Annotated in this window: 26 protein-coding genes; 9 read left to right on the forward strand and 17 right to left on the reverse strand. The window is 69.1% G+C overall.

Going from position 1 to position 26,721, the window contains the following annotated elements:
• Positions 1-10: 10 nt before the first annotated feature.
• Genes HNR11_RS13025 through HNR11_RS13040 form a run of 4 tightly spaced genes read right to left on the reverse strand, consistent with a single transcriptional unit; the run spans position 11 to position 4,932 of the window.
• Positions 11-1,765 (reverse strand): glycoside hydrolase family 13 protein, encoded by a 1,755-nt coding sequence (locus HNR11_RS13025; protein ID WP_179442724.1) that lies wholly within the window; start codon positions 1,763-1,765, stop codon positions 11-13.
• A gap of 29 nt (positions 1,766-1,794) precedes the next feature.
• Positions 1,795-2,715: a carbohydrate ABC transporter permease gene (locus HNR11_RS13030; protein ID WP_179442725.1), complete on the reverse strand. Its 921-nt coding sequence runs from the start codon at positions 2,713-2,715 to the stop codon at positions 1,795-1,797.
• Positions 2,715-3,653, reverse strand: coding sequence for a carbohydrate ABC transporter permease (locus HNR11_RS13035; protein ID WP_179442726.1), 939 nt, complete (start codon positions 3,651-3,653; stop codon positions 2,715-2,717). Before HNR11_RS13035 ends, HNR11_RS13030 begins: the two co-directional genes overlap by 1 nt.
• Position 3,654: 1 nt before the next feature.
• Positions 3,655-4,932 carry an extracellular solute-binding protein gene (locus HNR11_RS13040; RefSeq protein WP_179442727.1) on the reverse strand — a complete coding sequence of 426 codons (1,278 nt, stop codon included), beginning with the start codon at positions 4,930-4,932 and terminating at the stop codon, positions 3,655-3,657.
• Positions 4,933-5,014: 82 nt separating this feature from the next.
• Here HNR11_RS13040 and HNR11_RS13045 point away from each other — a divergent pair, with 82 nt between their 5' ends.
• The 5 genes from HNR11_RS13045 to HNR11_RS13065 are packed head-to-tail and all read left to right on the forward strand — an operon-like array spanning position 5,015 to position 9,980.
• A complete protein-coding gene (locus HNR11_RS13045; RefSeq protein WP_343050680.1) occupies positions 5,015-6,289 on the forward strand; it encodes an ROK family protein in 1,275 nt (424 codons plus the stop codon).
• Between the two features lie 47 nt (positions 6,290-6,336).
• Positions 6,337-7,110 (forward strand): CDP-alcohol phosphatidyltransferase family protein, encoded by a 774-nt coding sequence (locus HNR11_RS13050; RefSeq protein ID WP_179442728.1) that lies wholly within the window; start codon positions 6,337-6,339, stop codon positions 7,108-7,110.
• Positions 7,110-8,162, forward strand: a complete 1,053-nt coding sequence (locus HNR11_RS13055; protein ID WP_179442729.1) for a glycosyltransferase family 4 protein — start codon at positions 7,110-7,112, stop codon at positions 8,160-8,162. Before HNR11_RS13050 ends, HNR11_RS13055 begins: the two co-directional genes overlap by 1 nt.
• Positions 8,117-9,025: a class I SAM-dependent methyltransferase gene (locus tag HNR11_RS13060; protein ID WP_179442730.1), complete on the forward strand. Its 909-nt coding sequence runs from the start codon at positions 8,117-8,119 to the stop codon at positions 9,023-9,025. The genes HNR11_RS13055 and HNR11_RS13060 overlap by 46 nt, the downstream gene beginning before the upstream one ends.
• A gap of 4 nt (positions 9,026-9,029) precedes the next feature.
• The gene (locus HNR11_RS13065) at positions 9,030-9,980 is read left to right on the forward strand and encodes a lysylphosphatidylglycerol synthase transmembrane domain-containing protein (protein WP_179442731.1); all 951 of its coding nucleotides are present in this window, start codon (positions 9,030-9,032) and stop codon (positions 9,978-9,980) included.
• A 217-nt stretch (positions 9,981-10,197) separates the two neighbouring features.
• Here HNR11_RS13065 and HNR11_RS13070 read toward each other — a convergent pair whose 3' ends face one another.
• Together HNR11_RS13070 and HNR11_RS13075 are read right to left on the reverse strand one after the other, a co-directional pair.
• Positions 10,198-10,701, reverse strand: a complete 504-nt coding sequence (locus HNR11_RS13070; RefSeq protein WP_179442732.1) for a (deoxy)nucleoside triphosphate pyrophosphohydrolase — start codon at positions 10,699-10,701, stop codon at positions 10,198-10,200.
• Positions 10,702-10,712: 11 nt separating this feature from the next.
• Entirely contained in the window at positions 10,713-11,234 is a 522-nt protein-coding gene (locus tag HNR11_RS13075; protein WP_246310404.1) for an SRPBCC family protein, read from the reverse strand.
• Between the two features lie 170 nt (positions 11,235-11,404).
• Here HNR11_RS13075 and HNR11_RS13080 point away from each other — a divergent pair, with 170 nt between their 5' ends.
• Positions 11,405-12,037 carry a YitT family protein gene (locus HNR11_RS13080; protein WP_179442733.1) on the forward strand — a complete coding sequence of 211 codons (633 nt, stop codon included), beginning with the start codon at positions 11,405-11,407 and terminating at the stop codon, positions 12,035-12,037.
• 24 nt (positions 12,038-12,061) lie between these two features.
• Here HNR11_RS13080 and HNR11_RS13085 read toward each other — a convergent pair whose 3' ends face one another.
• The 3 genes from HNR11_RS13085 to HNR11_RS13095 all read right to left on the reverse strand — a co-directional run bounded on the left by HNR11_RS13085 (position 12,062) and on the right by HNR11_RS13095 (position 16,441).
• Complete coding sequence (locus tag HNR11_RS13085; protein WP_179442734.1) at positions 12,062-12,991, reverse strand: aldo/keto reductase; 930 nt, start codon at positions 12,989-12,991, stop codon at positions 12,062-12,064.
• A 177-nt stretch (positions 12,992-13,168) separates the two neighbouring features.
• Entirely contained in the window at positions 13,169-15,376 is a 2,208-nt protein-coding gene (locus HNR11_RS13090; RefSeq protein WP_179442735.1) for a catalase, read from the reverse strand.
• A gap of 153 nt (positions 15,377-15,529) precedes the next feature.
• Positions 15,530-16,441: an NADP-dependent oxidoreductase gene (locus tag HNR11_RS13095; protein WP_343050681.1), complete on the reverse strand. Its 912-nt coding sequence runs from the start codon at positions 16,439-16,441 to the stop codon at positions 15,530-15,532.
• Positions 16,442-16,569: 128 nt separating this feature from the next.
• Between HNR11_RS13095 and HNR11_RS13100 the strand changes: the two genes are divergently transcribed.
• Entirely contained in the window at positions 16,570-17,379 is an 810-nt protein-coding gene (locus HNR11_RS13100; protein WP_179442736.1) for an aldo/keto reductase, read from the forward strand.
• Positions 17,380-17,410: 31 nt separating this feature from the next.
• Here HNR11_RS13100 and HNR11_RS13105 read toward each other — a convergent pair whose 3' ends face one another.
• The 3 genes from HNR11_RS13105 to HNR11_RS13115 form a co-directional block, all read right to left on the reverse strand.
• Entirely contained in the window at positions 17,411-17,860 is a 450-nt protein-coding gene (locus tag HNR11_RS13105; RefSeq protein ID WP_058887189.1) for an N-acetylmuramoyl-L-alanine amidase, read from the reverse strand.
• 3 nt (positions 17,861-17,863) lie between these two features.
• Positions 17,864-18,802 (reverse strand): aldo/keto reductase, encoded by a 939-nt coding sequence (locus HNR11_RS13110; protein WP_179443027.1) that lies wholly within the window; start codon positions 18,800-18,802, stop codon positions 17,864-17,866.
• 337 nt (positions 18,803-19,139) lie between these two features.
• Complete coding sequence (locus HNR11_RS13115) at positions 19,140-19,919, reverse strand: sulfite exporter TauE/SafE family protein (protein WP_179442737.1); 780 nt, start codon at positions 19,917-19,919, stop codon at positions 19,140-19,142.
• A 24-nt stretch (positions 19,920-19,943) separates the two neighbouring features.
• On the opposite strand from HNR11_RS13115, the gene HNR11_RS13120 reads away from it, so the two are divergent.
• The gene (locus tag HNR11_RS13120) at positions 19,944-20,681 is read left to right on the forward strand and encodes a maleylpyruvate isomerase family mycothiol-dependent enzyme (RefSeq protein WP_179442738.1); all 738 of its coding nucleotides are present in this window, start codon (positions 19,944-19,946) and stop codon (positions 20,679-20,681) included.
• An 89-nt stretch (positions 20,682-20,770) separates the two neighbouring features.
• The gene (locus tag HNR11_RS13125) at positions 20,771-21,424 is read left to right on the forward strand and encodes a hypothetical protein (protein WP_179442739.1); all 654 of its coding nucleotides are present in this window, start codon (positions 20,771-20,773) and stop codon (positions 21,422-21,424) included.
• A gap of 7 nt (positions 21,425-21,431) precedes the next feature.
• On the opposite strand, the gene HNR11_RS13130 is transcribed toward HNR11_RS13125, so the two are convergent.
• The 5 genes from HNR11_RS13130 to HNR11_RS13150 are packed head-to-tail and all read right to left on the reverse strand — an operon-like array spanning position 21,432 to position 26,709.
• Entirely contained in the window at positions 21,432-23,093 is a 1,662-nt protein-coding gene (locus HNR11_RS13130; protein ID WP_179442740.1) for a cryptochrome/photolyase family protein, read from the reverse strand.
• 4 nt (positions 23,094-23,097) lie between these two features.
• Positions 23,098-24,354, reverse strand: coding sequence for a flavin monoamine oxidase family protein (locus tag HNR11_RS13135; RefSeq protein WP_179442741.1), 1,257 nt, complete (start codon positions 24,352-24,354; stop codon positions 23,098-23,100).
• Positions 24,336-24,974 (reverse strand): DUF2238 domain-containing protein, encoded by a 639-nt coding sequence (locus HNR11_RS13140; protein ID WP_179442742.1) that lies wholly within the window; start codon positions 24,972-24,974, stop codon positions 24,336-24,338. Before HNR11_RS13140 ends, HNR11_RS13135 begins: the two co-directional genes overlap by 19 nt.
• A complete protein-coding gene (locus HNR11_RS13145) occupies positions 24,974-25,894 on the reverse strand; it encodes an endonuclease/exonuclease/phosphatase family protein (protein WP_246310405.1) in 921 nt (306 codons plus the stop codon). The genes HNR11_RS13140 and HNR11_RS13145 overlap by 1 nt, the downstream gene beginning before the upstream one ends.
• The gene (locus HNR11_RS13150) at positions 25,891-26,709 is read right to left on the reverse strand and encodes a glycosyltransferase family 2 protein (RefSeq protein ID WP_179442743.1); all 819 of its coding nucleotides are present in this window, start codon (positions 26,707-26,709) and stop codon (positions 25,891-25,893) included. Before HNR11_RS13150 ends, HNR11_RS13145 begins: the two co-directional genes overlap by 4 nt.
• Positions 26,710-26,721: the final 12 nt, after the last annotated feature.

Raw genomic sequence — 26,721 nt, forward strand, 5'->3', positions numbered from 1 at the left:
CAGGGACCGGTCAGTGCTCGCGCAGCCAGACCGTGGTCTCCCCCGGCAGCACCTCAGAGCGCAGCGGCTGCGAGCTGACCAGCACCTCCCCTGCCGGCAGCGGGACGGCCTGCTCCCCGAAGTTGGTCACGCAGATCCACCCTCCGGGACGGCGGAAGGCCAACACCTCGGTGGAGGAACCCTCGGCTCCGGGCAGCTCGATCCACTCCAGGGTGTCCTCGCCCTGGAGCTCGCGGCGCAGCGCCAGCGCACGCCGGTACATGTTCAGGGTCGAATCCTCGGCCGTGTCCTGGGCCTGCACGCTGTGGCCGGAGAACCAGTCCGGCTGCGGCAGATGGGCGTCCTGTGGGCCGAACCCGAAGCTCGCACCCTCGCTGGACCAGGGCAGCGGGACCCGGCAGCCGTCGCGACCGACGCTGGACCCCGGGCTGCGGAAGAACGTCGGATCCTGACGGTCGGCGTCGGGGATCTCCGCGACCTCATGCAGGCCCAGCTCCTCCCCCTGGTAGAGATAGGCGCTGCCGGGCAGGGCGAGCTCGAACAGCGAGGCGGCGCGGGCTCGGCGCAGACCGGTCTCGGCCTGCAGCTCCGGGGAAGCGCCCCCGTTGAGCAGCCAATTGGTGCCGGCCTTCTCCTCACCGTCGGCCTTGGCCGGGAGCCCATAGCGGGTGGCGTGGCGCACCACATCGTGGTTCGAGAGCACCCAGGTGCTGGAGGATCCGGACTTCGCGGCCAGCTCCAGGTTGAACGCCACCGTCTCGCGGAACGCCTCGGCCTCGAAGCTCGCCTCGAGCAGGTCGAAGTTGAACGCCTGGCCCAGGCCCTCAGCGGAGGCGTACTTCGGACGCCGCGCTGAATCCACCCACGCCTCGGCCACCCCGATCTTCGGCGGGTTGTACTCGTTGAAGACCTCGCGCCATTCCCGGTAGATCTCGTGGACCTCATCGCGGTCCCAGATCGGGTGGGCCCCGTCCTTGGGTGTGGCGTCGAGCTCGGCCTGACTCGGCAGGTTCGCCGGCAGATCCTTGGAGAGACCGTGCGCGACGTCGACCCGGAACCCGTCCACGCCGCGGTCGGACCAGAACCGCAGGGTGCGCAGGAAGTCCTCATGGACCTCGCGGTTGTGCCAGTTCAGATCGGGCTGCTCCTTGGCGAAGCTGTGCAGGAACCACTGCCCCGGTGTGCCGTCGGGTTCGGTGATCCGGGTCCAGGCGGGTCCGCCGAAGATCGAGGTCCAGTCCGACGGCGGCTGCTCGCCCGCCTCCCCCAGCCCGTCACGGAAGATGTAGCGATCCCGGGCTGGGGAGCCCTTGGGGGCCTTCAGCGCCTCGCGGAACCATTCATGCCGGTCGGAGGTGTGATTGGGCACGATGTCCACGATCAGCCGGATCCCGGCGCTGTGCAGGCCTGAGATCATGGTGTCGAAGTCTTCCAGCGTCCCGATCTTGGGGTCGACATCGCGGTAGTCGTCCACGTCGTAGCCGCCGTCGGCCAGGGCGGAGGGGTAGAAGGGGCTGAGCCAGACGGCGTCGACCCCGAGGTCCTGCAGATACCCCACCCGCGAGGTGATGCCGCGCAGGTCGCCGATGCCGTTGCCGTCGGCGTCGGCGAAGGAGCGCGGGTAGATCTGGTAGACCGCGGCCTGGCGCCACCACTGGGGGTCGGTGCCCTCTGCGGTAGTCGTTCTCGGTGCTGCTGCGGTGGAGGTGAATGACAAGGGACTCTCGTCCTTTCGCTGTTGCGGGTGGGTCTCGGGTTCGTGCATCTCGGACCCTGCTTCCAGGTCCGAGGGGATCATTTGACGGCGCCCTGGGTGAGTCCGGAGAGCACCCATCGCTGGGAGATCACGTAGGCGAGGATGGCCGGGGCCATCGCCATCAGGTAGGAGGCGAAGGAGACGTGGTAGTTGTTGCTGAACTGGGTCTGGAAGATCTCCTGGATCACCGGCAGGGTCTGCAACGACGGGTCCGCGATGATCAGCGAGGGCATCATGAAGTCGTTCCAGGATTTCAGGAACGCGAAGATCCCGACGGTGGCGCTCATCGGGGCCATCAGCGGGAAGACGATCCGCCAGAAGGCTCCCGCGGTGGAGGCGCCGTCCATCCGCGCCGACTCCTCCAGCTCGGCGGGCAGCGAGCGCAGGAACGCGGTGAAGAGCAGCGTGCTGAAGGAGATCTGGAACATGATGTGCAGCAGCGCCACTCCCAGCGGGTTCGCGAGTTCCACCATGCCGGTGAGCTTGACCTGGGAGAGCGCGAGCACCGGGAAGGGCAGGAACATCGCCGCCAGCAGGTAGTAGAAGGCCCAGCGGTAGGCCTTCTTCTCCCAGTTCCGGGAGATCGCGTAGGAGGCCATCGCGCTGAGCAGGATGGTGCCGATCACCGTGGCCAGGGTGATCAGGATCGAGATCGTGAAGGCCCGCGGGAAGTCGGTCAGCGCCCAGGCGGTGGAGAAGCCCTCCACGCTGAACGGGGCCGGCAGTGCGAAGGCCTCGCCTTCCACGGCCTGCTCCCCGGTCTTGAACGCCATCGAGATGGTCACGTAGAAGGGCAGGATCACGGTGAGTGCGCCGAGGATCAGCAGCACCGTGGTGCCCCAGCGGTGCCGGTCGGAGCGGCGCGAGGTCGGCAGCGCGGCGCCCCGAGAGTCCTCCGAGGAGCGGCGCGGGGTGGTGCTGGCGGCGCCGCCGGGGATGGTGGTGGTGGGCAGGGTCATCAGATCCTCGCGTTTCCTCGGGTCAGGCGCAGCTGGATGAGTGCGATGGTCAGCGTGATCAGGAAGAAGATCGTGGAGTTCGCCATCTGGTAGGCATAGTCGCCGTTGTCGAAGCCGGAGAAGATCGTCATTGCCACCGAGCGGGTGGAGGTGCCGGGTCCGCCGTCGGTCAGGCCCACGATGATCTCGTAGGTGCCCAGGAAGTCCTTGAACCCGATGATCACGTTGATCAGCACGAATCCTGAGATCAGCGGCAGGGTGATGCTGCGCAGCTGCTTCCAGGCGGAGGCGCCGTCGATGGCGGAGGCCTCGTAGACGTCCCGCGGCACCGTCATGAGTCCGGCGATGTAGATCAGCATGGCCTGCGGGACCGCCTGCCAGGCGGTCACCAGCACGATCGAGATCCAGGCCAGATCCGGGTCCGCGAGGATCGACTCCTCCAGCACCCCGAGCTGCAGCGCCTGGGCGGCGGCGGGGACCGTGTTGGCGAAGATGAACTGGAAGACGAAGGCGATGATGATCCCGGAGACCACCATCGGCATCACGAAGATCGTGCGCAGCGCGGTCTTCGCCCGGATCTTCGAGGTGAGCCCGATGGCCAGGGTCAACGCGACCACGTTGACCAGGATCACCGTGCACAGCGCCACTCCGATGGTGAACCCGTAGGAGGAGAGGATGGCCGGATCGCTGAACATCACCAGGTAGTTGTTCAGTCCCACGAAGTTGAACTCTCCGAAGCCCACCGAGTCGGTGAAGCTGTAGAAGATCCCCATCACGGCCGGCATGGTGATGCTCAGCGTGAACAGCACCAGGGTGGGCAGCAGGAACCAGAGATAGACGCGATCCGCGCGGGGCTTGTGTCGAGGGGCGGGTCGAGACCGGGTGGTGACCCCGGTGGGGGCGTCCGCGGTCCGCGGTGTGGTGGTGGCAGTGGTCATGTCAGGCCTCGGTCTCTGAGCGTCGAGCCAGTCGGGCCCAGTCCTCGTCCAGCGTCCGCAGCGTGGCTTCCAGACTCTGGCCGGTGACTATTCCCTGGGCGTAGTTCTCGAACGGGATGGTGCGCGGGATGGCCTGGGACGCTCCCTGGTAGAAGGCGGCGCGGTCCACGAAGCTCTGCAGGTCCTTCAGCCGCTGGTCGGTCACTGCGGGGGCGTCCTCGCGGACCCCGAAGGCGAGGTTGTCCTGGTTGTAGGCGTCGGCGATCTCGGGGGTGATCAGGTAGCGCAGCAGCTCCCGGGCAGGTTCCTGGGCGTTGGAGGCCTCCGGCACCCAGAGCGCGAGGTCCAGGTTGACCCGGACTTTCAGGTCCTCGGGGTCCTCGGTCATCGGCAGCGGGAAGATCCCGATCTGCGCATCGGGGTTGATGGTGGCGATCTCCCCCAGCGCCCAGGGGCCCTGGAGGTACATGGCGGCCTCGCCGCGGGCGAAGGCGACGTTGCCGTCTCCGTAGCCCCGGCTGGCGGCGCCGGGCTGGGAGAACGCCGCGATCTCGAGCATCTGCTCCAGGGGTTCGCGCAGGGTGCGCGAGAAGGAGACCTGCGCATCGGGGCCGGCGTCGGCGCCCTGGGCGCGCAGCGCCTCGAAGAACTCGGCGACGTCGAGCCTGCCGCCCACGCTGTAGTCCACCAGGCCCTGTGACACGGTCCAGGGATCCGCGTAGGTCGAGTAGATGGGGGTCACCCCGGCGTCTTGAAGCGCGCCGCAGACCTCGAGGAACTCCGAGTAGGTGGTGGGGACCTGCAGGTCGTGCTCGGCGAAGATCTCCTGGTTGTAGAGCACCGCGGCCGCCATCATGGAGTACGGGATTACACTGGTGCGCCCAGGATAGGTCGGGTACTGGTCGATCAGGTCCTGGATGCTCGGGTCGATCCGCGCCTCCTCGGCGAGGTCTGCGAGGTCGGAGAAGGCGCCGCGCTCCTGGAAGCGGACGATCTCGTAGTTGTAGTTCAGGCAGCCCAGATCCGGCGGGTTGCCGCGTGCGAAGCCGGCGGAGAGCCCGGAGGAGGTGTCGTGGACCGCGCGCACCCCTGAGGTCCGCTGGTTGAAGTCCCGCACCAGGTCGCCGAAGTAGGGGATGGCCTCGGGCTTGGACTGGTGGAAGGAGACCTCCTGCGCGCCGCGGCCGGTGGCGCAGCCGCTGAGTCCTGCCGCGAGCGCCACTCCGGCCAGTCCGCCGAGGAACGCCCGTCGTGAGGGTGTAGGTGAAACGTGGCCCACCGGATCCCCCTTCTGTGATCTGGAACACTAAAAGTTGATGTCCCGCTTAAATATAGAGTCTTAATATAAGCAATGCAATAATGTGGGCAAGATTCTCCAGCCGCTGATCGGAGGCCGACCCGCCGTGACCCCGTCGTCTCCGCCTGCCTCCACCGGCTCCTCCCAGCTGATCCGGCAGCTCAATGCGCAGCGGGTGCTGCAGTGCATGTGGGGCCGGGAACCCAGCACCGCCACAGAACTGATGCATGCCACCGGACTCACCCGCGCCACGATCCTCACGCTGTGCCGCGATCTCACCGAACAGGGCTGGCTGGAGGTCTCCGAGAACTCTCGGCAGGCCGGTCAGTACACCAAGGGCCGACCGGCGCTGCGCTATGCCTTTCGGGAGGACGCCTGCCATGTCATCGGTGTGGACGCCGGTCTGCATCAGGTCACGGCGGCGGTGGCGAACCTGCGCGGCGTCGAGGTCGGCCGTGCCACCCGGCCCTCGAATCCGCAGGGCTCCGATGCTCCCCTGCAGCCCGCCGCAGAACGACGACGCACGATTCTGGACACGATCGACGCCGCCCTGGCCGAAGCCGGGCTCACCCACGGCGACGTCGCCTCCCTGGTGATCGCCGTGCCCGCTCCGGTGGACGCGGCAGGGCATTCCCCCAAGGGACTGAATCCCTTCTGGAGCCTGATGAACCCGGACCTGATCTCGCTCGGGTCCGAACACGGCTGGGACTGCGCGGTGGACAACGACGCCAACCTCGCAGCCCTGGCGGAGCTGGACCTGCAGCAGACCACCGAGCAGGACTCCTTCGCCGTGATCCTCTCCGGGGAACGCCTGGGAGCCGGGATCGTTCTGGAGGGACGCCTGCTGCACCAGCGGCGCGGCGGCATCGGGGAACTGGGCATGCTGGACCTGGTGGAGGGCGTGGGGTCCTCCAACGGCATGGGCTGGTGGGCCCGGCACCTGGCACGCGAGGCGCTGCGCCAGACCCCGGAACATCCGGGCCCGCTGGCCGCCAGGCCCATCGAGGAGGTGACCTCCGAGCGTGTCTTCGCGGCCGCGGCCCAGGGAGACCCGCTGGCCGAAGAGATCATGGACCAGCTCGCGGATCGACTCGCGCGGATCTGCGTGGTGCTCGCCGGGCTGCTCGACCTGGACCGCATCCTGGTCTCCGGGGCCATCGCCCCGGCGCTGCGCGGTGTCGCGGCGCGGGCGAAGCAGAAGCTGGCGCAGTATCTCTACGCGCCCTGGCTGGAGATCGATGCCTCCACGCTCGGGGCGCAGGCCGTCCGGCGCGGAGCGGTCCGCCTCGCCGTAGACCGGATCAAGGATCAGGCGCTGCACCGCAGCGCGGAGGACTGAGCCGGAACGTTCCGCTCAGGACGGTCAACCCGGCTAGATTGTCTGGCATGGAAACATCAGGTCGCGGCGCCACCTCCCACGGGGACTCACCGCCTGTCAGCGCCGCAGACCGGCGTCGGGTGATCCGCGACGCCACGCTGTTGATCCTGCTCCCCGCCGCGCTCGCCGTGGTCCTGGGACTCACGCTCGCACCCGGCCCCGGGATCGCACTGGCGCTGATCCCCGCCGCGCTGCTGGCCCCGGTCCTGGCGGCGGTCTCGGTGCTGCGCCGTCGCCCCCAGGTGGTGAGCCCCGCTGACCGGGTGACCCTGCTGCGCGTGGGGCTGATCGGGGTGCTCACCGCGGCAGGGGTGCTGATCCTGATCGAGGCGATCCCGGCGCGCAGCTGGACGCTCGCGGCGCTCGTCGGGGTGGCGCTGCTGCTGGACGCGGTGGACGGCTGGGTGGCTCGGCACACCAAGAGCTCCAGCGCCTCCGGCGCCCGGCTGGATATGGAGTCCGACGCCGCCGCGCTGCTCGTGGTCTCCTGCATCGCAGCCGTCACGGTGGGCTGGTGGGTCGTGGCGATCGGTGCCATGCGCTATCTCTTCGTGGCAGCCGCCAGATTCCGACCGGCCCTGCGCGGGGACCTGGCCTACAGCCTGTTCCGGAGGACCGTGGCAGCCATCCAAGCCTCGGTGCTCTGGGTCGCGCTGCTGCCCTTCACACCGGTGCTCTTCGCCACCGCCGTCACCGCGATCGCGCTGGCGCTGCTGGTGATCTCCTTCACCCGGGACGCCATCCGGCTGGAGCGGCAGGGCCCCGAGGAGCCGGTGCGCTGATGGCCCGCCAGGCCTTTCTCGTGCCCGCGGACCTCCCCGGGCCCAGCGGCGGACTGACCTATAACCGGCGCGTGCTGGCCCAGTGGCGCGCCGCCGGGCTCGACGTCGAGGAGGTCCCGGTGCCGGGCCGGTGGCCCGAAGCCTCCCCCGCGGACCGCGAGACGCTCACCCGGCTGGCCTCAGCCCACCGGCGGGTGCTCATCGACGGGATCATCGCCTCCGCCGCTCCGGACGAGCTGGCGCAGGCGGCCGCCTCGGGCACCGAGATCTCGGTGCTGGTCCATCTGCCGCTGCCCGCCGAATCCGGCCTGGGTGTCGAGGATGCGCAGCGGCTCACCGCCAGCGAGCGCGCCACGGTGAGCGCGGGATACACCGTGGTCTGCACCAGCGCCTGGGCGCAGGCGGATCTGCAGGCGCGCTACGGTCTGGACGCCGTGGCGGTGGCGGAGCCCGGCGTGGACCCGGCTCCCCTGGCCAGCGGCAGCACCCCGGCGCGGCTGCTCTTCCTCGGTGCCGTGACGCCGCGGAAGAACCCGTTGGGCCTGCTCCAGGCCCTGCGGGGGCTCACCGCGTTGCCCTGGACCCTGGTCATCGCCGGTCCGCAGGCGCAGGATCCTGACTATGCGGCAGAAGTCCGGGCCGCAGCCCAGGCACTGCCTGCCGGGCGCGCCGTCGTCCTCGGCCCGGCGCAGGGTCGAGACCTGCAGCAGCTGTGGGGGCAGACGGACCTGCTGGTGCTTCCCTCCGTGGCTGAGACCTACGGCATGGTGGTCACCGAGGCGCTGTCCCGCGGCATCCCCGCCATGGTCGGCTCCGGCACCGGTGCCCAGGCCGCCCTCTCCGGGGACCCGGAAGCTCCGCGCGCCGGGCTCCCGATCCCCGGCGCCGCAGTGGATCCCGAAGACTCCCACGCCTGGTCAGAGGTGCTCCGGGACTGGCTCAGCGATGTGTCGCTGCGGCAGACGTGGAGCATCGCGGCGCAGGCTCACCGGGCTAGACTGCGGTCATGGACGCACGCAGCGCAGGATCTCAGAACGGCGATCGAATGGTGACCCGGCCCGTGCCCGCGGACTGGCTGGGGCAGCGCCGCCGGGCGGACCACCAGGCGCGTGAGAAGGCGGCCCCGCTGCTGGAGACGCTGCTGGACCGATTGCATGCCCTGCTCCCCGCCGCGGCCGACTCAACCACAGCCTCCGCCTCTGTGCATGTCATCGATGTGGGGGCCGGCACCGGTTCCAACCAGGCCTGGCTCGCGCCACGCCTGTCCGTCCCGCAGCACTGGACGCTGCTGGACCATGACGCGGATCTGCTCGAGGTCGCCGCCGAGGACCCCGCGGCCGCCGGCCCGATCCAGACCACCCGGGTGCTGGGCACCATCGAGGACCTTCCTGGAATGACCCAAGGCGACGCAGTCGAGCTGGTCACCTGCTCGGCGCTGCTGGATCTGCTCAGCCCCCGGGAGGCCGAGCTGCTGGCCGACTCGATCGCCGGCTCGATCGCCGGCTCCGGAGTGAACCATGTCGCGGCGCTGCTCAGCCTCACCGTCACCGGAGCGGTGGAGATCAGCCCCGGCCACACCGATGATGCCGTCATCGCCCAGGCCTTCGACGCCCATCAGCGGCGCGACGGCCTGCTCGGTCCCGACGCGGCCGGCACCGTGGCGCAGCTGCTGCGCGAGCGCGGCGCAGAGGTCACCCTGATCGGCACCGACTGGACGCTGGATGCCGGCGACGCCGCTTTGATCCGGCGCTATCTCAGCGACCGCGCCGATGTGGCCGTGGAGCATGACCCCTCGCTCGCCGGTCCCGCCCAGGAGTGGCTCGCTGCCCGCGAGGAGCAGCTGGATCGCGGCGAGCTGGAAGTCACCGTGGGCCACCTTGACCTGCTGAGCCTGCCAGGCACCTCCACCCGGTGACCCGATGAGCCTCGACCAGCGTTCCACAACCTCCCGCCGGGGACACACACTGCTCTTCGCGTTCCTGCAGGTCGCGATCACGGTGGGCATCTTCAGCTTCCTCGCCTCGCAGTGGGGCATGACCCCGTTCATGGACGCGTTCCGGCTGCTCCCGCTGTGGATCTTCCCGGCCGCGGCGCTGCTGGGCGGGGTCGGCGTGCTGACCCAGGCGCTGCGCTGGCGCGTGATCGCCCGGCACCACCAGATCAGCATCGGGGTCGGACCTGCGGTGGCGCGCTGCTGGCAGGCGGCGTTCCTCAACGGGGTGCTGCCCGGGGGTCTGGCCGGTGATGCGCTGCGGGCCGCCGATGACAGCAGCGACGCAGCGGTCGACGCCGGTGGCAGCGCGCTGCGCCGAGCCTTCGCGGCCATGGCTGCCGAGCGCCTGATGGGCACCGCGGTGGCCTTCACCGCCGCGGGTCTGACCCTGCTGGTGCTGGCGCCGCTGCCCGGAATCGCTGCCCTGGGGGTCGCGACCGTCGCGGTCCTGGTGGCCTGGCGCTGGCTGAAGCCGCTCTCCGGTGCTGACATCCTCCAGGTGGTGCTGCTCTCCGCCGCCGGCTGGGCGGCCTTCGCCTCGCTCTTCGGCCTCACGATCCTCGCGGTGACGCCCACCGTCTCGCTGGCCTGGGCCCCGGGTCTGGCCGCCGTGGCGATCGCCGGCATGTCGGTCCCGCTGGGCTTCGGAGGCTGGGGACCCCGCGAGGCCGCCGCCGCGTGGGCGTTCTCCCTGGCTGGATTCGCCCCGCATCTCGGTGTCACCGCGTCCATCAGCTATGGGCTGCTGGCACTGGCCTCCACCCTGCCCGGGGCGGTGATCCTGGCGCTGCGGCTGCTTCCCCGGCTGGAACGGGCGCGGCGGGTCAACCAGGCGCGGCATGGGCAACATCGCGACCCCATCGAACCTGCGTTCTGACAGGTTACTCACAGAAACCCCTGGTAGAACACAGATTCGACAGTCCAACCTGGACGCTTGCAGGCCCATAGAATAGGTGTTCTAATAGCATTTGCGCGATGGGAAGCGCGATGCGCGCAGAAGCCCTCCTCACTGCTTCTGCGCGCATCTCCCCCACAGGCGATCCCGTCCCGGACGGTGGATACCATTGCTCAGGAGCCCGCCTCGCGGCCGCGCTTCAGGACTTCGCGTCCTTCAGGAGCTGCTCCACGATCGGGCGATCCGCCGGAATCCAGGGGTAGTCCAGCAGCTGCGGCGTGAGCGGCACCCAGTCCACGCGGTCGTGGTCCTGGAGCGGGAACGGCTCGCCGTCGAGGATCTCCCCGCGGAAGAGTCGCATCGCCGTGGTCTCCTTCAACCACCAGCCCGCCTCGGACGCGTAACTCTCGCTCCCCTGCCCGGTGACCTCGGCATACAGGGCGACGTCGACGCCGAGCTCCTCGCGCAGCTCGCGGTGCAGCCCCTGGTGCAGGGTCTCCCCAGCCTCGAGCTTCCCACCGGGGAACTCCCACATCCCGGCGACCGATGCCGGGGAGGTTCTGCGGGCGATGAACAGCTCGACCTCGTGGCCCGGACGCCTGCGCAGCAGCGCCGCCGCGACCACGGTCTTGGTGGCCTGGCGGGCGGCTCCGGGGGCCTGGCTGAGGGTCTGGTCGAACTCCGTGGCGGTCTGGCTCTCCATGGCGCCCAAGCTTAGGCGGAGGTCTCCACCACGGTCTTCAGGCGCGCGACGGATCGCGCCAACATCGCGGAGCTGGTGGACTTCGCACGGGCCAGTCGCTGCTCGTCGCGGAGCTGGGACCAGTCATAGGTGTGGGTGACCTCGGTGCCGCCCTCGGCGGTGGCCGCCAGGGACCAGCGCCACAGGTGACCGGCCGGTGCCTCACCGATGGTGGAGGGCTTCCAGGCGATCAGCTCGCCCTCCTGGAACTCCACCACGTGGTTCTCTCGGACGTGGCCGTTGGTGAGCTTCATCCGGAACACATCACCGACCCCGTGCACCCGCTGGCCGGGCTCGGCCTCGGCGAGGTTCTCATTGCCGTCGAACTCGACCTGCAGGGCGGGATCGGCGAGGAACTCGAAGACCACCTGGGGCAGCGCTCGGATGACCTCGCGTGCGCACACCACGCGTCCGCAGAACTCCGGATCATAGGAGAGATCCTCCGCGCCGTTCTCACCGTACTGGGCCGCATGTGCAGGTGTTACAGGGTCCATGGGACTGTCCTCGATTCGCCGTCGACATCGTAGGTGCTCAGCCTACGCCCCCGACGGCGCGCGCCCTCCAGAGATGACCTGAGCAGGATGGCCCAGCGCCGCCGTGACAGTGCTCACTTCCCGCGCCTCCGGGCACGGAAGAGTCACCGAGCGACTATAGGCTGACGCTCATGTCCGGATCCCAGAACGTTCCTCCCTGGCCAGAGGACACCACCATCCCGCATTCCCCGGCCGAGGATGTCTTCGGCGTGCTGATCGGAACCTTCCTCGCCTCGCTGGGGCTCTATGTGCTCCAGCAGTCCGAGGCGGTGACCGGTGGCACCGCAGGGCTGGCGCTGCTGCTGACCTATGCCACGCCGCTGAACTTCTCCTGGCTGTTCCTGCTGGTCAACGTGCCGTTCTTCGTCCTGGCGATCTGGAAGAAGGGCTGGAGCTTCACGCTCAAGACCATCGCCGCGGTGGCGATCGTCTCGAGCTATGCGCTGCTGCATTCACCGGTCCTCGACCTGGGCGAGCTCAACCCGCTCTACGGGGTCCCGGCTGGCAACATCTTGATCGGCATGGGGCTGCTGGCGATCTTCCGCCATGGGGCGAGCCTGGGCGGGTTCAACATCGTGGCACTGGTGGCGCAGGAACGGCTGGGACTGCGCGCCGGGTACGTACAGATGAGCCTGGATGTGGTGGTGATCCTCTTGGCGCTCACCGTCGTGGAGCCGGTGAACGTGCTCTACTCGGCGCTGGGCGCGGTGCTGCTGAACCTGGTGCTGGCGCTGAACCACCGCCCCGGACGCTATCGCGCCTGAGTCGACGCTGCGCCTGCCCTGATCTCAGGGCAGCCGGTGTCCAGCCGCGCGCAGGAGTTCGTACCATTCCCGGCGCGAGAGCCTGACCTGGGACCCTGCGGCCGCCTCGTCCACCCGGCTGCCCTGGGTGGTGCCCAGCACCACCTGGATCTCGGCGGGATGCCGGGTCAGCCAGGCGGTGGCGATCCCGACCGGGGTCACCCCATGCTCCCGGGCCAGCCGGGTCAGCACCGCGTTGAGCTCGGGGTAGTCCGGGTTGTCCAGGAACACCCCGGTCGGCGACTGATACGGGGACCAGGCCTGCAGCGTGATCCCGTGCCCGCGGCAGTATTCCACGATGTCGCCTCCCCCAGGAGTCACCGGGCCGGCCTGTCCCAGGGTGTTGGCCTGGGCGCCTTCGGTGAGGATCGGGGCGTGCACCAGGGAGAGCTGCATCTGATTGACCACCAGCGGCTGGGTCACCGCGGTGCGCAGCAGCTCGATCTGCCCCACCGTGTGATTGGAGACCCCGAAGTGGCGGACCTTCCCGGCGGCCTGGAGCTCGTCGAAGGCCCGGGCGACCTCGGCTGGCTCGACCAGCGGATCCGGCCGGTGCAGCAGCAGAAGGTCCAGGTAGTCGGTCTGCAGCGACCGCAGCGACTCCTCCACCTCGGTGATGATGTGCTCATAGGAGAAGTCGTAGAAGGGACCGTCCGTGACGATGCCGACCTTGGACTGGATCAGCACCTCCTCGCGTTCGGAGCTGGAGAGCTTGACCGCCTCGGCGAAGCGCCGTTCGCACTGGTGCGGGGTGGCACCGTAGATGTCGGCGTGGTCGAGGAAGTCCACCCCGGCGGCGCGGGCGAAGTCGTAGAGCTCGCGGATCTGCTGGTCGGTCTTGTCCTTGATCCGCATCATCCCCAGCACCAGCTGGGAGGCGGAGAGCCCGGCGGCGGGCAGCTCGATTCTCCTCATCCCAGCAGACTACTGCGCCGCGGGTCAGGACCCGAACGCCTCCGCACGCGGCTCGGCCCCTGACCGAGACGCCGGTGCTCACACACCGGTCACGTCCCAGGCAGGGGCCGAGAAGCTGATCTGGTACGGCTCCTGCTGACCCCGGGGTTACCCGGGGTCAGCAGCGCCTGCGTGCGATCAGGCGAAGCGCTCCCAGGCGCGATGGGCGCCCATCAGGGTGAACAGGTCCTCGGTGAGCTGCTCCGGGGCACCCACCAGGACCCCAGGGGCCGTTGGAGATACGCCGCTGGCACTGAGCAGCGGGGTTCCCTCGGGGAACACCACTGCCTTGCCGTGCCGGTAGGCCTCCGCGGCCATCAGCGTCAGTCGCGGATCGACCTTCGGGTCCCCGGTGGGATCGCCCAGCTTGTGATCGCCGTCGGGAGAGTCCCCGGCGGCTCCTTCAGCAGAGGCGGTGAGGAACACGATCGCGTCGAACTCGATGGACCGTGCGGTCAGGTAGGTCCGCTGGGCCGGAGTGCCGTCGGAGAGCGGCGCCCCGGTGGGGGCGACCACCAGCGGCACCATGTCCTGGGCGTCGATGGCCTTGCGAAGCTTCTGGATCGCGTCGATGTCACTGGACTCATCGACGACGACGCCGACCAGCCGGCCCTCGATCGGCCAGGTGCCGCCGATCTGGGAGAGCGTGGGGCTGAGCAGCTCGGGCTCCACCGGGGCCTGCAGAGGCTCGGGCACCGGGAGGCCGAGCCCCTCGGCGACCCCTGCTGCGAGGTCGGCGTCGATGTGGGTCAGCTGCTGCAGCTGGCGCTCCTTGATCGCCGGCTCGTAGCACTTGGCCAGCTCGAAGGTGTACGCCTGGATCACATGCAGCTGCTCGGTGCGGCTGAGGCTGCGGTAGAACATGGTGACCTGGGTGTAGTGGTCATCGAAGCTCTGCGGGCTGGCCCGCACCTTCACGCTCTCGGAGACCGGCTCCGGGAAGTCGATCAGCGCACTGGGGGCCTCGGAGTCCGCCGAGATGTCCTTGACCGGGTAGGGGTTTCCCCCGTCGAAGGAGTTCGGGTGGTACGGCGCGACGCCGGCGTGGTCCGCGGTCTGGTGGTAGCCGTCGCGCAGCATGTCATTGACCGCGGCGCGCGGCCGGTTGATCGGGATCTGCGCGAAGTTGGGTCCGCCCAGGCGGGTGATCTGGGTGTCCAGGTAGGAGAACAGCCGGCCCTGGAGCAGCGGGTCGTTGGTGACCTCGATGCCCGGGACCAGGTGTCCGGGATGGAAGGCCACCTGCTCGGTCTCCGCGAAGTAGTTCTGCGGGTTCGCGTTCAAGGTCATCTTGCCCAGCAGCTGCACCTCGGCGAGCTCCTCGGGGATGATCTTGGTGGGATCCAGCAGATCGATGCCGTGGAACATCTGATCCTCGGTGTCCGGGAACACCTGGACGCCGAGCTCCCACTCCGGGTAGGCGCCGGCCTCGATGGCGTCGGCGAGGTCCCGGCGGTGGAAGTCGGGGTCCACGCCGTTGGTCATCAGCGCCTCTTCCCAGGTGATCGAGTGCACGCCGAGCTTAGGCTTCCAGTGGAACTTCACCAGGGAGGATCCACCCTCGGCGTTGATCAGCCGGAAGGTGTGAACCCCGAAGCCCTCCATCATGCGCAGCGAGCGCGGGATCCCGCGGTCGGACATGTTCCAGATGGTGTGGTGCTGGGCCTCGGTGTGCAGCGAGACGAAGTCCCAGAAGGTGTCGTGGGCGCTCTGGGCCTGCGGGATCTCCCGGTCCGGGTGGGGCTTTCCGGCGTGGATGACGTCGGGGAACTTGATCGCGTCCTGGATGAAGAACACCGGGATGTTGTTCCCGACGAGGTCGTAGTTGCCCTCTTCGGTGTAGAACTTCGTGGAGAAGCCTCGGGTGTCGCGGACCGTGTCCGCCGAGCCCCGGCTGCCCAGGACCGTGGAGAACCGGGTGAACACTTCGGTGGTGGTCTTCTCAGCCAGGAACTTGGCCTGGGTGAGGTGACCCGCGGTGCCGTAGGACTCGAAGACCCCGTGCGCGGCGGCGCCGCGGGCGTGGACCACCCGCTCCGGGATGCGCTCGTGATCGAAGTGCATGATCTTCTCGCGCAGGTGGTGGTCCTGCAGCAGCACCGGCCCTCGGCTGCCGGCCTTCAGCGAGTGATCGGTGTCGCGGACGCGGGCGCCCTGGGCGGTGGTGAGGTATTCGCCCTGCTGCACCCGCCCGGTGTCGCTTCCGGGCACCTCGGCGCCGGTCGGGCTCACCGGGGCTGCGGCGCGCTGGTCCTGTTTCGGTGGGAGTGGCGGACGCGGTGTGACCGGCTGACCCTCGGTGGGGGGCTCGGCCTGCGGTGCGCCGGGGATGTGGATGTCATTCATCGCAACTCTTCTCTGTGGTGTTCGACCAGAGTCGGTGTCACAGAAGAACCTTGTGGTCCTCTCCCCCTGAGATGAGACCGCACGTGATCAGGTTAGTCCCGCTGGCAGGTGATCGACAGCCCGCACGGAACGCGGGCTGTCGATCACCTGCTCTCAGCGGGTGGTATCGATGAGGATCTTGCCGTTGGAGCCTGACTGGTTGGCCTGCATCGCGGCGGCGGACTCCTCGAGCGGGAAGATCTGGTCCACGGAGACCCGCAGGGTGTCCGCTGCGACCTTCTCCAGCAGCGTCTGCAGCCGCTCCCCGTCCGGGCGGACCCAGATCCAATGCCCGCCGTGCTGCTCCACCGAGGGATCGGCCACGGAGATGTGCCGGCCGCCCTCGGTGAGCACTGCCAGCGTGTCCTGGAGCACCTCGCCCACGAAGTCGGCGACCGCGGTGACACCGCCGGGGGCGGCTTCGCGGACCCGGTCGGTGAGTCCCTCTCCGTAGGTCAGCGGGGTCACGCCGAGTTCGCGCAGCTTCGCGTGGTTGCGCTCGGAGGCGGTGCCCAGCACCGTGGCACCGCGTTCCACCGCCAGCTGTGCGGCCAGATGGCCCACCCCTCCGGAGGCGGCGTGGATCAGCAGCGTGTCGTCTGCGGTGAGCTCCAGGGTCTCCAGGGAGCGCAGCGCTGTCAGTCCGGCCAGGGGAAGCCCCGCCGCGGATTCGAAATCCACACCATCGGGGATCCGGGCCACAGAGGCCGCGGGCACCGAGACGTACTCGGCGTAGGTCCCGCCGTGGACGAAGTCCTTCCGGGCGTAGGAGGCCACACGGTCACCGACAGAGAACTCCGGGACATCTGGGCCGGTGGTCTCGATGACCCCGGAGACGTCCCAGCCGGGGATCACAGGGAAGACGACGTCCATGAGCCCGTCAAGCCCGCCGGACATCAGCTTCCAGTCCACGGGGTTCACCGAGGCGCGTTCGATCTTGATCAGGACCGCTCCGGGCGCCACCTTGGGCAGCGGGAGGTCGGTCAGTTCGAGGGTCTGAGGGTCGCCGTATTCGGAATAGCTCATTGCACGCATGGTCATGGCAACCCTGCGATGAGCACCTTCTATTCCTTCCCGGTGATGATCCCCGGCGTCGCAGGGATCCCACGGCGGAAGTATCAGGTGCGCACGGACACTGCGCGTAGGATCGCCCCATGATCGAGCTCAAGACAGGACATCAGATGCCGGAGATCGGTTTCGGCACCGGCGGCACCAGCACCGAGGCGGTGGTGACGGCGCTGCACGCCGGGTATCGCCTCTTGGACACCGCGCAGATGTACGGCAACGAGGCGGAGGTCGGCGAGGCGGTCAGACGCTCCGGGGTGGACCGCGCCGAGGTCTTTCTCACCACGAAGCTGAACAACGGCAACCATGATCCGCAGGCGGTCCGGGAGACCTTCGCACAGTCCCTGCAGACACTGGGCTTCGACTACGTGGACCTGTTCCTGATGCACTGGCCGATGCCCATGCTCGAGGTCGACTACGTGGACACCTACAGGGCGATGATGGAGCTCACCCGGGACGGGCGGGCGCGCGCCGTCGGCGTCTCGAACTTTCAGCCCGCCCAGCTTCAGCGTCTGATCGAGGCCACCGGGGTGGCCCCTGCGGTGAACCAGATCGAGATGCACCCGTATTTCCCCAATGATCAGGCGCGCCTGTTCGCTCAGGAGCGCGGGATCGTGGTGCAGGCCTGGAGCCCGCTGGCGCGCACGGATCAGTTCGAGGATCCGGTGCTCACCGAGCTGGCCCGGCGCGTCGGGGTCACCCCGGCCCAGGTCATGCTGCGCTGGCACCTGCAGCGCGGGGTGGTCGCGATCCCGAAGACCAACTCGGCGCAGCGGGTCGCGACGAACCGAGACATCTACGGCTTCGAACTCAGCGAGCAGGACATGGCGGCCATAGCCACTCTGGATAAGGGCGAGGAGGGCCGCCGCGGCGGCCACCCGGACACCTTCACCGGGTGAACTCCTCGTCGGAGCTCCGCCCGGTGTGGGATCACATGCGGGCTGCGGTGCGGTCCCGGATGTACTCCCAGTCCACGGTGCCCGGACAGGCGGTGGGGACCACGGATTCATGCGGGACGATGGCGGTGAGCGGGTTCAGGTTGAACTGCCGGCACAGGGTCACGCAACGTTCGATCGACATGTTCAGCGTCTGCGTGGTGGGCGCCCGATTCGGGTCGGCGGAGTGCTCGATGCCGATGCTGCGCTGATTGAACGCGAAGTTTCCGGAGTGCCAGGCCGTGTTGTGAACGCTCACGTACTGGTGGATCCGGCCCTCGCCGATCCCGTAGTGCGCGCTGACCTGGGAGGCGGGGTTCAGGAAGGTGGCGTCACAGGCGGCCAGGGTCCCGACGATGTAGTGGATGACGATGCGGTCCACCGCGGTGCCACCCCGGCCGGTGCTGAAGTTCGGTGAGGTCTTCCAGATGACGTTCTGAGACACGGGTCAGTGCTCCATTTCCTGTGAGACGGCGGTGAGCGCCTGCGCATCCTGCGGAGAGAGTTCAAGCTGAGCTCCGGCAAGCAGGGCTGGGAGCTGCTCGGTGGTGCGGGCGCTGGCGATCGGAGCCAGCACCTGCGGGCGGGTCCGCAGCCAGGCCAGCGCCACAGCAGGCATGCCGACCTCGAGGCGCTGCGCGATCTCCTCCACGGTTTCCAAGACCTTGAGCCCGGACTTGGAGAGATGCTTCCCGGCCATTCCGGCGCGAGCTGCACCCTCGAGGTCTTCTCTGCGACGGTACTTTCCGGACAGGAAGCCAGAGGCCAGAGCGAAGTAGGGCATCACGGCCAGTCCTTCCTCCTGCGCGATCGCGCTCTTGCCGGTCTCATAGTCACCCCGGTGGACCAGGTTGTAATGCGGCTGCAGCGCCACGGGCAGGCTCGCCCCGGTGGCACGAGCGATCTCGAACCACTGACGGATCCGTTCCGTTGTGTAGTTCGAGAGTCCGATCGCGCGGACCTTGCCTGCCGCCACGAGGGTCTCGAAGGCTTCGACGGTCTCCTCCAGCGGCGTCTGCTCGTCGTCGAAGTGCGCGTAGTAGAGGTCGATGTGCTCGGTCCCCAACCGTCGCAGCGAGGCCTCGGCGGCTGCGACGACGTTTGCTCCGGCGAGCCCCTTGAAGTCGGGGTGCTGGCTCACCTTGGTGGCCAGGACGACCTCGTCCCGGTTGCCGCGGGCGGCCAGCCACTGCCCGATGATCGTCTCGGACTCGCCTCCGCTGTTGCCCTGCACCCAGGCCGAATAGCTGTCGGCGGTGTCCACGAAGTTCCCGCCACCTGCGAGGTAGGCATCAAGGACCTCGAAGGAAGTCTCGCGGTCACTGGTCCAGCCGAAGGTGTTGCCGCCCAGGCACAGGCCGGAGACCTCGATCTCGCTGGCTCCCAGGGTGTTCCTGGGGCCGTGCTGCTCTGACGCGGAGATCAGAATCCCCTCCCCAGCGGGCAGCCGAGGCTGTTGGCGGGGTTCTGCTGCTTCCGCGACCGGTCATAGTCGGTGGGCTGGCGACGCATCCGCGGGCTCGGCCGGGTGCGGTACCGGCGGCGGGGCGCCGCTGAGGCCGGCAGGGCGGACACGAGGGTGACGCCTGCGGCGGTCGCGCCCGTGGCGGCCGCCGTGATCATTTTGCGACGGGAAAGATGCATTCTCGCAACCTACCGGGCACCCAGATCGTCGACAAACGCAACCTTCCAGGGCCTGTTCAGCCCGACAGAATCGTCCCAGGTCAGACCAGCAGGTTCACGGCGCCGACGGCCGTGAGCCCCAGAACCAGACGCTCGAACACGGTCTGTGAGATCCGTCCGGCGATCCACCGGCCGAGGAACGCCGCCGCCACCACCAGCGGCACCAGTAACATCACGATGCTCAGGATCTGGGTGTTCAGCAGCCCCAGACCGATCTGGAACGGCACCTTCAGCAGGTTCACCGCGAAGAAGAAGTAGGCGGCGGTGCCCAGGAACGTCTTGACGTCCAGGCGCATGGCCAGCAGATACATGCTCATCACCGGTCCCCCGGCGTTGGCCACCATCGTGGTGAACCCGCCCAGCCAGCCGTAGCCGAACCCGGCCGCGCGGGCCGCACGGCGCGGGCTCGTCGAGGGCTGCCGCGTCGGGGTCTGCCGGCTTGACCGCTGGTCTGTCGCACCGCGGCGCCGCAGCAGCGTGAAGACCAGCAGTCCCAGCAGGATCACGCCGATCACGCGGCGCACCGCGGAGTCGGAGGCGATCCCGAGGAACACCGTGCCCACCGCCACGCCGAGCAGCACCGGCCAGATCAGTCGGCGCAGAATCGCCCAGTCCACGGTCTTGCGGTACATCGAGATCGCGAAGAGATCGCCGACGAGCAGCAGCACCAGCAGCGCCGCGGTGGACTCGCGGGCCGGCAGGGCCATGGCGAAGAGGACGACGGCGAGCGTACCCGCCCCGGGAAGCGCCGTCTTGGAGAGTCCCACGACCAGGGCGCCCGCCCCCAGCAGCACCCAGCTCAGCGCCTGAATCTCCACCATCGGCCCAGCCTATAGACTCCGCGAATGGTCGACGACGAGCCCACCGCCTCACGGGGACTGCCATTGGCGCAGCTTGCCGAGCTGCAGCGCGCCTTCGAGTCTGCGCTGGCAGGTGCCGACCCGGAGTCCCCGGTGCCGAGCTGCGGCAGATGGTCCGTGCGGGAACTGGCGGAGCACCTGGGATCCGTGCACGTCTGGGCGGCTGGCAAGGTGCTCGGCGAGAGGATGGAACGTCCCGGTGCTGCGGCTGCCCGGGACGGCGCCTCGGAGGACTGCTCGCTGGCCACCCGCTACCGGGCAGAGGCTGAGCTGCTGCGCACCACGCTGTCCTCGGTGCCCCCCGATCAGCCATGTCAGACGTTCACCGGCCTGGGTCCGGCGTCGTTCTGGCAGCGACGACAGATCCACGAGACGCTGATCCACCTCTGGGACCTGTCTCAGGCGCTGGGATCTGCGAGTCCCGAGGTCCAGCCCGCAGTCTGGGAGGACTGTGTCGCAAAGGTGGTGGAGGTGCTGCATCCTCGGCAGCTCCGACTGGGCCGCGCCGAAGACCCCCAGGATTCCCTGCTGCTGGTCTCGGAGGGCTCAGGCAGGCAGTGGCGGGTCCCCGCCGGGTCCTCCGCTGAACCGGCTGCGGTGCTCAGGGCCTGCGGCGCCGAGCTCGCCCTGCTGCTCTGGGGCCGTCTGGAGGAAACCGGGCTCACCGTCAGCGGTGATGCGCGGGCAGCCGCAGGAGTTCTCGCCGGCCCGCTGACACCGTAGCGGCGAGGCGCGGACTGAGACTTGAATGACCAATCACCAACGACCGACGACTGATACCTGATGACCGATGAAAGTGATGTGTGAAGCCCATGGCCGCACCCTCGGTGAGTGACAGCGCGATCACCGCCAGCCTGCTCTTCGCGATCGGGCTCGGGCGGAAACGCGACCCGCAGTCCGCTCCGCTTGCCCACGAGCTCCAGGACAGCGTCACCCAGATGTTGCGGGACCAGGGTGCGGCGGAAAAGATACCGCAAGCCCTTGAGGCCGTGCAGGCAGGCCGCGACGCCGTCGCCGCGGATCCCTCTCTGAGCCTCTCGGCGCAGAAGTACGCGCAGCTGCGCGCCCAGTTCCTGGAGACCCAGGGGGCGGCGCCTGCCCGGGGCCGGAACGTCTGGCCCGTGGGTGCCAGCACGATCCTCAAACGCGCCTCCGGCTCCTGGAGTGCCGCGCTGCAGAAGGTGGGACTGGCGGCCTCGAGCCGTACCAGGCCCTCCGGCTTCGGCAGCGCGCGGTTCACTCAGGAGCAGTTTCGGGCAGCGCTGCGGGACTTCACCGCCAATGGCGGGCGGGCCGGTTTCACCACCAGCTACCAGAGCTACGTGGACTGGCGGACGCGGGAACAGCAGCGTGGACGCAGCGATCTGCCCTCAGGGCCGAGCATCCGCAACAGCTACGGCAGTTGGAACGCCGCTCTGCAGCAGGACGGGGTCGAACCCGGCACAGAAGGTCTCAGCACCAGCTGAGCTGGACTCACCGGTGCTCGTGAAGCAGCCGGCTCTCCGGCCCGGGCTCCAGCAGCCGCTGCGCGCGATCATGATGGCCCCGGCGCTTCTGCTGGTCCATCTTCTCCAGGAGTGAGACCACCATCCGGGCCCGCGGGTTGGCTTCGAAGACTTCGCGGTGATCCCGGATGAACGTCCAGTACAGCGCGTCCCACTGCTCGGCCCAGTCGCCCTTGGGCAGATCCGACATCTTGCGCAGGTAGTTGCTGCCCGAGACATAGGGCTTGGTGGTGATGGCCTCGCCCGCCGCGAACTGGCTCATCGCGTAGACGTTGGGCACCATCACCCAGTCGTAGGCGTCGATGAAGAGCTCCATGAACCACTCATAGACCGCGTCCGGGTGGATCCGCAGCAGCGACATCGCGTTGCCGAGCACCATCAGACGCTCGATGTGGTGGGCGTATCCCGTGGCCAGCACGCGGGAGATCACCAGGTCCACCGGGGTCAGCCCGGTGCTGGCATCCCACCAGCCCGCTCCCAGCGCGTTCCGGTGCTCCAGCCGGTTCGCGGTGCGCAGCTGACGCCCCCGGGTCCGGTAGGTGGCGCGCATGTACTCCCGCCACCCGATGACCTGCCGGATGAACCCCTCCACCGAGGCCAGCGGAGTGTCCTTATCGGCGGCCTCCAGCACGGCGTCCACCACCTCGCGGGGGTTCAGCAGTCCGATGTTCAGCGCAGGGGTCAGCAGACCGTGGGCGATGAAGGGGTGTTCCGCGGAGATCGCATCTTCATAGGGGCCGAAGTCGTTGAGTCGCTCCCGGACGAATTCACGAAGGTGCTCGCGGGCCTCCTCGGCACTGGTGGGCCAGGCGAACAGCCCCGGGTCGCCCGGCGCCTCGGGGAATTCCTCGCGGACCCAGGCGATGGCCCGCTCCACGTCGGCTGCGCCAGCCTCACGACCTTCATCCGCGCCGGCCTCGCCAGTGCCCGCTTCGGCGCCGTCCCCGCCATCGGCCGTGCTGCTGTCACCGGCTGCGTCCCCGCCGCCGAGCACGTCGAGGTCGAACATCGCTTCCTGCCCCAGGACCGGGTGGCTCGCGAAGCGCCGCACCGTGGCAGGCGTGTAGCCGCGCGGGAGCTTCTTGCGGTTCTCCGCGTCGAAGGACCATTTCCCACCGACCGGCTCCCCGTCGGCGTCGAGCAACAGACCGAACCGGCGGCGCTGCCAGACATAGAACTCATGCATCCGGGCGTCATGGGAGGCGAACCAGTCATCGACATGGGTGCGGCTGGTCAGGAAGTTCGGGGTCTCCAATACGTCCTGGGCACGCAGCCAGTAGCCGCCTTCCTCCAGGGCGGCGCGCAGGTCCTGTTCCAACCAGTCGTCGACGACGTCGAAGAGCGTGACCTCGGCCGGGGCGAGGTCACGGATCAGCTCGCTCAGCGCGGCGGCCGAGCTGCGGTCGGCCTGGCTGCGCAGCACCGAGACCTGGTGGCCGCGGGAGCGCAGACGGCGCGCGAAGCGATCCATCGAGGCCCGGTGCAGCACCAGCTTCTGGGCGTGGAACTGGTACTGCCGGAAGAGCAGGTCGTGTTCGATCAGCACGAACCCGGTCTGCGGGTCAGCGTCGAGGTGTTCTTCGAAGAGTTGGTGCGGCAGCACCAGCCGCAGTGCAGGAGACGTGGCCATGGGCTCAGCCGGTGAGCAGTCGGGTCACCGAGCGCGCCGCCTGGTCCCCGGAGACCAGCGCGCCCTGGAGGGAGCCGTGATCGCGGTGGTCCCCGGCGATCAGCACCCGCTCCCCCACCTGTTGCGGGCTGGCCTCGCGCAGCGGCGGCGGCTGGACCGGGAGCGTATGTTCCACGATGTGGTGGGTGAGCAGCTCCCAGTCCGCGGTGGACACCTGGTAGAGCCGCTCCAGGTCTCGGCGCACCACGGCCTCCTCGGCCAACCCGTCGGGCCGGTCCAGCAAGGTGGTGGCCTGCACCAGGTGCTGCCCCTCGGGCGCATAGGAGGGCGCGGCCTGGGAGACCACTGCGGTGTTCCAGATCGGTCCGGCCGGGCCTCCCCCGCGCCGCGTCGCGTCGAGCATCAGGAACTTTCCGTGCTGTGGCAGCTCCGGGGCGCGGAACCACCAGGTGGTCAGCCCGTGGGTGGGCAGCGCGGGGGCCTCGGTGAGCTCGTGCAGCTGCTGCGGCGCCACGGCGACGACGGCGGCCCGTGCCCGCAACGGCCCAGCATCCGTGCCGACCTGCACCCCGTCGGCGGTGTGCATGATCTCCCGGGCGGGAGTGTGCAGCCGCACCGGGTCGTGCAGCCACTGCGCCATCTGCTCCGGAAGCGCCTGCATGCCTTCCCGGGGCAGCCCCGGGGTGCCCAGCGCGAAGTAGCGGACCAGCAGGCGCACATAATTCGCCGAGCTCTGCCCGCTGCTGTCCGCCAGGACCCCGGCGAGGAAGGTCTCCAGCACATCTCGGCGCAGCCTGCCGGTGAATCCCGCCGCGTCGAAGGAGGCGCTGAGCGTCTGGTCCTGCTGTGGTCGTGGACCGGTGGGGGGCTGCCGCAGGCTCGGGGCGATCCAGCGCGCCAGACCGAGCAGATCCTGCAGCGGGGTGTGCCGGCTGCCCAATGTGGCCAGCGCGTGCTGCGGGTGCCGCAACGGGTGCGCCAGCGTGGTGGTGGATCTGGCGGTGCGGATCACCGCGCCGACTGCGAACTTCTGCAGGCCCAGTGCGTCGAGGTCGATCCAGTCCCGCACAGCCGGATAAGCCGGGTTCAACACCTGGAAGCCGCGGTCACACCGGAATCCGTCGATGAGGTCGGTGCGCACCCGCCCGCCCACGGCGTCGGCGGCCTCGAGCACGGTGACCCGGTGTCCGTTGCGCTGCAGCCGGCGCGCGCACTGCAGTCCGGCGAGCCCTGCGCCGATGACTATGACGTCGGTGTCCATGAATCTCCATCCCGTCGCGTGTGGCTCAGTCTAGGCGGGGCCTGGGACACGCGTCGGTTCGAACGCAGGTGACGCACGATGATGACGCCAGCTGCCAGCGATCCGAGCCCGCCGGCGGCCATGTCTGAGATCGTGTCGGTGTAGGTCACGAAGATGTCGGGGGTGACGAAGATGAAGCCCAGCCACTCCACCATCTCCCAGACCGCGCTCAGTGCGAGCCCCAGCGTGGCAGTGAGCAGCACCCCGATCCATGCGGCACGTCGGTGCGAGCGGGGATCCGCCACGGTCTGGGAGCGCAGCAGCATGACGTAGAGTCCCGCGGCGAGGACTGCGGTGCAGAAGAAATGCACCAGCAGGTCCCAGTTCGGGATCAGGGTGTAGAGGTCGAAGACGTTGCTCCATGCGGCGATCAGCAGCGTCGCTGAGACCGTGATGTCCGCCGCGGCGGGGAAGCCCAGGAAGCGCGGCGCCACCAGTCCCGGCAGCGCGAACGCGAGGATGCCGGCATCGGTGGGGGCGAGGAACATCGCCGCCAGGATCACGCTGAACAGGCCGATCACGCGCAGCACGTCGGCGGCGACCTCGGCGATGCTCTGCGGGGCTCGCAGGAAGTTCTCCATCACCGGGCACCACCGGCCTCGTCGAGGTGCAGCACGGCCTGGACCGGGAGATGATCCGAGGCCCAGCCGCGTGGGCCGCGCCGGGTGTTGATCACCGCGCGGCCCACGTGCACCTGAGGTGTGACCATGATCCAGTCGATCCGGGCTCGGTCGCGGCGCGGCTCCTGGTAGTTCGCGAAGGTCCCCCACTCCGGGCTCTCGCGACGCTCAGCGACCGCCCAGGCATCGACCAGCGCCTGCCCGCGCAGCAGCTCCCGGATCGGGGCGCTGCGGGGACCGGCATTCATATCCCCCAGGACCACCCCCGGCAGCTCACTGCCGGTGATGAGTTCCCGGATGCTCTCCACCGAGCTCAACCTGGAACTCAGCGAAAGATGGTCCAGATGGGTGTTCACGGCGAGAAAGGTCGTGGCGGTGGCGCGGTCCCGGAACTTCGCGACGACCATGATGCGCGGGATCAGGTTCCCCCAGGACCGGGATCCCGGGTGGTGCGGGGTGTCGGAGAGGGCGCGCTGCTCCCAGTCGAGGAGCTCCAGGCGCTCGGTGTCGTAGTAGATCGGAGAGGCCTCGCCGTGCCCGTGCGGGCCCCGGCCGTGCCCGACGAACCGGTGTCCGCCCCCGAGCGCCTCGGCGACGAAACCTGCTTGATCCGCCAGAGCCTCCTGGACCCCGAGCAGAGCCGGCCGCTCGGTCTTCAGCAGGCTGCGCACCCCTGGGGCGCGGCGCCGCCACCGATCCGCTCGGCGCGGATGCAGCGCGAAGCTTCGCCGGCGGATGTTCCAGGTCATCACATGCAGTCCCGGCGCGGGCACGGGCCCGATCAGCGCGGACTCCGAGCGGAGCCTGGAGTGCTCGGCCCCCACGCCGGATCCCGGCGAGCCGGCGGAGTCCATGGGCGCACCTGCCTGCTCAGCGGTCATCGATGGGCCTCCTGAGGCCCGGCTGGACGCGCTTGGCCGCTCTGAGCGGAGCGGCGTCGGGCGAGGCGTGAGAATCTCCGGGGTGGAAGATCGCGCGGCCAATGCACGGTCACCGAACGGAATCCGCGCCTGATCCGGCGTCGGAAGGCTCGGGCGTCCGCGAACGGACGCATCGAGATGCCCATCGGCTCGCCGCGGATCACGCCCAGCCGATAGTGCTCGCCGAGATGGAAGGAGAGGTCGAGGTCGTCGTGGATCTCGGGGTCATCGCGGTGCACCGAGAGCCGGACCGTGTCCCATGCTTCCCGGCGCATGGCCAGGTTGGAGCCGAACAGCGGCCGGTGACCCAGCGCCGGGATGCAGAAGTTCATGTACGCGAAGAGGTAGGCCCGCACCAGCGGTCGTCGCAGCAGGGCCGGCCCGTCGATGAACTCCGCGTCTCCGGTGAGCGCCCCGGCCTCTGGCTGCTCCTCGAAGGCGGCGATGACATCGTGGATCCACTCAGGTCCCGGCACGCAGTCAGCGTCGAGCCGCAGGATCAGGTCACCGGTGGCGGCGTCGTAGCCGGTGGCGCTGGCGGCGGGGATCCCCGGCTGCAGACAGCTGCACACCCTGGCGCCCGCGGCGCGCGCCACTGCGGCCGAGTCGTCGGTGCAGGCGTTGTCCACCACGATGATCTCCTCTGCGGTCCGGGTCTGCGCGGCCAGGGCGGCGAGGCAGACCGTCAGCGCGGCGCTGTCATCCTTGACCGGGATGACCACCGAGACGGTGATGGGCTTGGCAGGCTCGCTCGGGTTCGCGTTCTCACCGCTCATCGGGAAACCACC

This window comes from Nesterenkonia sandarakina (genome assembly GCF_013410215.1).
Lineage (GTDB): Bacteria > Actinomycetota > Actinomycetes > Actinomycetales > Micrococcaceae > Nesterenkonia > Nesterenkonia sandarakina.